We start from the raw sequence: 257 nt of genomic DNA on the forward strand, positions 1-257 counted from the left end.
CGGCCTCGATCCCGCGAGCCGCCTGGGCGAGTCGATCCGCTTCTTCGTCTACGACACGACGAAGATCCTGCTCCTGCTCACCGGGATCATCTTCGTGGTCACGGTCCTGCGCTCGTTCATGAGCGTCGAGCGCACCCGCGCGCTCCTCGGTGGCCGGCGCGAGGGGTTCGCGAACCTCGCGGCCGCGGGCCTGGGCGTGGCGACCCCGTTCTGCTCGTGCAGCGCCGTGCCCGCGTTCATCGGGTTCGTCTCTGCCG

General features: G+C 70.4%; 1 protein-coding gene. It reads left to right on the top strand.

All coding sequences use genetic code 11. The features are described 5' to 3' along the window. A partial coding sequence (locus SAZ04_RS22450) for a permease (RefSeq protein ID WP_332699891.1) occupies nt 1–257 on the top strand: 257 nt, incomplete at both ends.

This window comes from Halalkalibacter lacteus (genome assembly GCF_036663595.1).
Classification (GTDB): domain Bacteria; phylum Bacillota; class Bacilli; order Bacillales; family Bacillaceae_D; genus Halalkalibacter; species Halalkalibacter lacteus.